Here is a 4,232-nt window from a genome sequence, read left to right as displayed (position 1 = left end):
GCATGGGCGCACAGATGAAGCCGCTGGACCAGCGGATCGTCCAGGCGAGCCACTCGGGCGTGGCGAGCTGGGCCGACAGGGTGATGTCACCCTCGTTCTCGCGGTTCTCATCGTCGGCGACGATGACGGGACGTCCGGCGCGCAGCGCCTCGAGGGCCTCGGGGATGGTGGCAAGGCTCATCGTGAGCCTCCTTCGGTGAGGGAGTCGGCGGAATCGGAAACGGTGGGGGCGAAGGCGAGCAGGCGCTGCACGTGGCGCGCCAGGATGTCGGTCTCGAGGTTGACGCGGTCGCCGGCAACGCGGTCGCCGAGGGTCGTCGCCTCCAGGGTCTCGGGAATCAGCGACACCTCGAACCAGGCATCGGCGGCGGCGGCATCCGACGCATTCGAAACCGTGAGAGAGACCCCGTCGACGGCGATCGATCCCTTGTCGACGACGAGCGGAGCGAGGTCCGCGGGCAGCGAGATGCGGATGACGCGCCACTCGGCGCCGGGGCGCACCTCCCGCACCGTGCCGGTCCCGTCGACGTGTCCCTGAACGATGTGTCCGCCCAGGCGGCCGTGTGCGGCCATTGCGCGCTCGAGGTTGACGCGGGTGCCGGGGCCGAATGCGCCGAGGGTCGCCATGTCCAGGCTCTGGCGCATCACGTCGGCGGTGAACCAGTCCTCGCCCTGGTCGACGACGGTCAAGCAGACGCCGCTGACCGAGATCGAGTCGCCGTGGTGGGCGTCGGAGACGGCCAGCGGGGCACGGACGGTCATCCGCACACCGTCACCCGACGGCTCGACGGCGACGATCTCGCCGCGCTCTTCGATGATTCCGGTGAACATCAGTTCTCTTCCTTCGTGGTGGAGGTGTGTGAGCAGGCCGTGCCGTCGAACCGGCCGACGATGAGCAGGTCGTCGCCGAGATGTTCCACGGATGCCGCGCGCAGTCGCCGCTGGTTGCCGATTGAGGTGACGCCGATATCGCCGAGGGCCAGGCGAGGCCCCCCGAGCAGGGTGGGAGCGACGTACACGAGCACCTCGTCGGCGAGCTGCTGGCGGAGGAAGGACGATGCGAGAGTCGGTCCCCCCTCGACGAAGACGCGGTGTGCGCCGAGCTCGCGGAGGCGCTCCAGAAGGTCGGGCAGATCCTCGCCCTCGTCCTGCATGAACGGGCGCGGATGCCGGCGCACGGCGGCTTCCTGCGGCACGGCTCGGGTCCCGACGACCACCGGCCGCGGCTGCTCGTCATAGAGCGAGCCGTCGGGGCGGCGTGCGGTGAGGGCGGGATCGTCGGCCAGCAGCGTGCCGGTGCCGACCACGATCGCGTCGGCGAGGCTGCGGCGGCGATGCACATCGGTGCGGGCTGCCGGACCGGTGATCCACTGGCTGGTGCCGTCGGCGGCGGCGCCGCGGCCGTCGAGCGACTGCGCCCACTTCACGGTGACCTGGGGGCGGCCGAGCCGCTGCACCTCCAGCCAGGAGGCCAAGAGCGCGCCACCCTCGTCGGCGCGCCAGCCGCCGATCACGTCGACCCCGGCCTCGCGCAGACGTGCGGCGCCGCCCGAAGAGGCCTCGCCGGGATCGGTGACGGCGAACACCACGCGCGCGATACCGGCGGCGATGAGCGCTTCGCTGCAGGGACCGGTGCGGCCGGTGTGGTTGCACGGTTCGAGGGTGACGACGGCGGTCGCACCGCGCGCGGCATCCGCCCCCGACGCGGCGGCGAGGTTCGTCAGCGCGTCGACTTCGGCATGAGCCGTGCCGGCTCCCCGGTGCCACCCTTCGGCGAGCACCTCGCCGTCGGAGGAGAGCAGCACGGCGCCGACCTGCGGGTTGATGCCGCGCGGCCCCCGTCGAGCGATCTCGAGGGCGCGCTGCATCGCACGGTCGATCGCCGTGTCGTCGCGGTCTGTCGCGGCCATCCGTCGTCCTCCTGTGAGGCTCCGGGGCACGGCCGACACCGCAGACGCCGCCGCGTGCGCGCGACCACGTCCGTGCTGCCTCCCATCCGGACTAGCGATCGGGTTCTGTCGAACCGTCATGCATCACCGTCGGTCCCGGAGTTCCACCGGATCAACCCCTCGTGAGAGGGGCTCGCGGACTGTCACCGCCGGTTCGGATTCACACCGACCCCGGAGCACGTTTCTTGCACTTGATCCTACTCAACGCCCCGACGACGTTTTCATTCCATGTCGGTCGCAAGGGACGCTGCGCTACTTCAGCAGCCGCGACAGCCGCCGGTCGGCGAGTAGCTTTCCGCCCGTCTGACAGGTGGGGCAGTACTCCAGTGAGTTGTCCGCGAAGAAGACGCTGCGCACTTCGTCGCCGCACACCGTGCACGCCTCGCCGCGCCGGCCGTGCACCGCCATGCCACGGCGCTTCGCGTCCTTCAGATCGGCGGGCGGCTTGCCGGACGCCGTGGCGACGGCATCCGTCAGGGTCGTGCGCATCGCGTCGTAGAGCCGGTCGACCTCGTCGTCGGCAAGACCGGCCGCCAGGGCGTAGGGCGACATGCGCGCGGCGTGCAGGATCTCGTCAGAGTACGCGTTGCCGATGCCGGCGACGATCGACTGGTCGCGCAGCACGCCCTTGATCTGGGTGCGCCGACCGGCCAGAAGGCCGGCGAGTGCATCCCGCGTGAACTCCTCCGCGAGCGGGTCGGGACCGAGGCGGGCGATACCGGGGACATCTTGTGGGTCGCGAGCGACGTAGACGGCGAGCGATTTCTTGGTGCCGGCCTCGGTCAGGTCGAATCCGGCGCCGTCGCCGAGGCGCACGCGCAGCGCGATCGGCGTCTTGCCCGGTCGGATCACCGTGTCGGGAACCGTCTCGTACCAGCGCAGCCAACCGGCCTTGGCGAGATGGAAGATGAGATGGATGCCGGCATCCGTCGCCAGGTCGACGAACTTGCCGTGGCGCCGGGCTTCACTGATGCGGCCCCCGACGAGGCCGTCGATGGGCGGGTCGTAGGTCTTGAGCGCCGCGATGTGGGCGACCGTCACCTTCGTGATGGTGCGTCCCGTCGCGCGCTCGGCGAGGAAGTCGACGAGACCTTGCACCTCCGGCATCTCGGGCATGGCCTCATCCTGCCACTGCGCCCCGACACCGCGTCAGGGGTCAGCCGGCGGCGGGCCACACCTGTGGGGCGCGCTCATCGTCGGCGAGCAAGCCCGCGATGAGGCCGTCGGCGCGCACGCCGGCTCCGTTGACGAGAGCGGAGCGTACCCGGCCCTCGTAGCGGAATCCGAGTCGCTGCGCGACGCGGTGCGATGCGGGATTGTCGACCACGGCGCGCCACTCGATCCGTTGCAATCCCAGTCCGTCCGAAGAAAAGCCCCAGTCGATCACCCTCTGCGCCGCCTCCACGACCAGTCCCCGACCGCGCGCGGCGGGCGTCATCCAGTAGCCCAGTTCGCCGGATCCCTGGCCGAGGCGATGCAGGCCCATCATGCCGGCGAGCATGCCGTCGTGGCGCAGCGCCCAGGTCGCCTCCGTCTCGGCATCCCACCAGCCCGCGACTTTGTCGACGAACCCCTCGGCGTGCGCGCGCTCGTACGGCGACGGCACCGTCGTGAAGCGTTGGATCAGCTCGTCCTGACAGGCGGCGTAGATCGCGTCGACGTCGTTCTCGGTCGGCAGCGAGAGCTCGAGTCGCGCCGTCCGCAGGGTCACCGGTTGCATGCCGCGAGCCTATCCGCCCGCGCGCGCGGTCTCCTGCCCGCCTGCCCGGGCGTGTACGGGTACGGGGACGGCCCGCGCCCGCAGCGGCTCGCGCCGACCCCGACGACGGCTCTCGCGATCCGTATTCAGTCTCGGAGGGATGTCACCTCCGCACGCGCCGCGAGTTGTTGCGGTCGCTCGAGTGCGACCCGGCGGCGGAGACTGAATACGGAACACCCCTATTGCGGCATCCGTCACCGCCAGAACGCACAGACATCCTCCCCACCTGCTGCCCGCCGCGGACTGTCCACTGATTGTCAGGGGCGGCTGCTTTCCGACCGTGCGATGACAAGGCTGGCGCGATGTTCGATGTGTGGACGCGGGCCGAGTTGCGCGCGGCAGGGATGACGAGCCGCGCGATCCGAGCGAGCCTCGAGGGCGGTCAGCTCGTCCGCGCAAGGAAGGGACACTACGTTCGCGGAGACGCGCCGGAGGCTCTGCGCAAAGCCGCGCACGTCGGGGGCAGGCTGGGCTGTCTCTCGCTCTTGTCCGAGTGTGGCGTGTTCGTTGCCGACTCGACCAGA

At 70.6% G+C, this 4,232-nt stretch carries 5 protein-coding genes, 1 pseudogene and 1 riboswitch; of the genes and pseudogenes, 1 reads left to right on the top strand and 5 read right to left on the bottom strand.

Annotated features, from left to right (window positions below; all coding sequences use genetic code 11):
• The 5 genes from BGN98_RS01295 to BGN98_RS01275 all read right to left on the bottom strand — a co-directional run.
• The coding region (locus tag BGN98_RS01295) for a 3,4-dihydroxy-2-butanone-4-phosphate synthase (protein ID WP_288119054.1) at window positions 1-181 on the bottom strand (181 nt) is incomplete at its 3' end.
• A complete protein-coding gene (locus tag BGN98_RS01290; protein ID WP_288119053.1) occupies window positions 178-831 on the bottom strand; it encodes a riboflavin synthase in 654 nt (217 codons plus the stop codon). The genes BGN98_RS01295 and BGN98_RS01290, both read right to left, overlap by 4 nt.
• Entirely contained in the window at window positions 831-1,910 is a 1,080-nt protein-coding gene (gene ribD, locus BGN98_RS01285; protein ID WP_036289650.1) for a bifunctional diaminohydroxyphosphoribosylaminopyrimidine deaminase/5-amino-6-(5-phosphoribosylamino)uracil reductase RibD, read from the bottom strand. The genes BGN98_RS01290 and ribD overlap by 1 nt, the downstream gene beginning before the upstream one ends.
• A 69-nt stretch (window positions 1,911-1,979) precedes the next feature.
• A riboswitch (FMN riboswitch) is annotated at window positions 1,980-2,132 on the bottom strand.
• Between the two features lie 69 nt (window positions 2,133-2,201).
• Window positions 2,202-3,065, bottom strand: coding sequence for an Fpg/Nei family DNA glycosylase (locus tag BGN98_RS01280; RefSeq protein ID WP_288119050.1), 864 nt, complete (start codon window positions 3,063-3,065; stop codon window positions 2,202-2,204).
• A gap of 40 nt (window positions 3,066-3,105) precedes the next feature.
• Window positions 3,106-3,669, bottom strand: a complete 564-nt coding sequence (locus BGN98_RS01275) for a GNAT family N-acetyltransferase (protein ID WP_036288341.1) — start codon at window positions 3,667-3,669, stop codon at window positions 3,106-3,108.
• Window positions 3,670-4,010: 341 nt separating this feature from the next.
• On the opposite strand from BGN98_RS01275, the pseudogene BGN98_RS01270 reads away from it, so the two are divergent.
• Window positions 4,011-4,232, top strand: a pseudogene (locus BGN98_RS01270) (hypothetical protein); the annotation flags it as partial.

The sequence above is a fragment of the Microbacterium sp. 69-7 genome (assembly GCF_001897985.1).
GTDB lineage: Bacteria > Actinomycetota > Actinomycetes > Actinomycetales > Microbacteriaceae > Microbacterium > Microbacterium laevaniformans.
The sequence above is the reverse complement of the archived record's forward strand: the minus strand, read 5'-3'. Positions and strand labels throughout refer to the sequence as shown.

What these genes read in the sequence shown, in the direction of transcription:
- BGN98_RS01275 (WP_036288341.1), bottom strand. Translation starts at nt 3,669, where the DNA reads ATGCAACCGGTGACCCTGCGGACGGCGCGACTCGAGCTCTCGCTGCCG.
- BGN98_RS01280 (WP_288119050.1), bottom strand. Translation starts at nt 3,065, where the DNA reads ATGCCCGAGATGCCGGAGGTGCAAGGTCTCGTCGACTTCCTCGCCGAG.
- ribD (WP_036289650.1), bottom strand. Translation starts at nt 1,910, where the DNA reads ATGGCCGCGACAGACCGCGACGACACGGCGATCGACCGTGCGATGCAG.
- BGN98_RS01290 (WP_288119053.1), bottom strand. Translation starts at nt 831, where the DNA reads ATGTTCACCGGAATCATCGAAGAGCGCGGCGAGATCGTCGCCGTCGAG.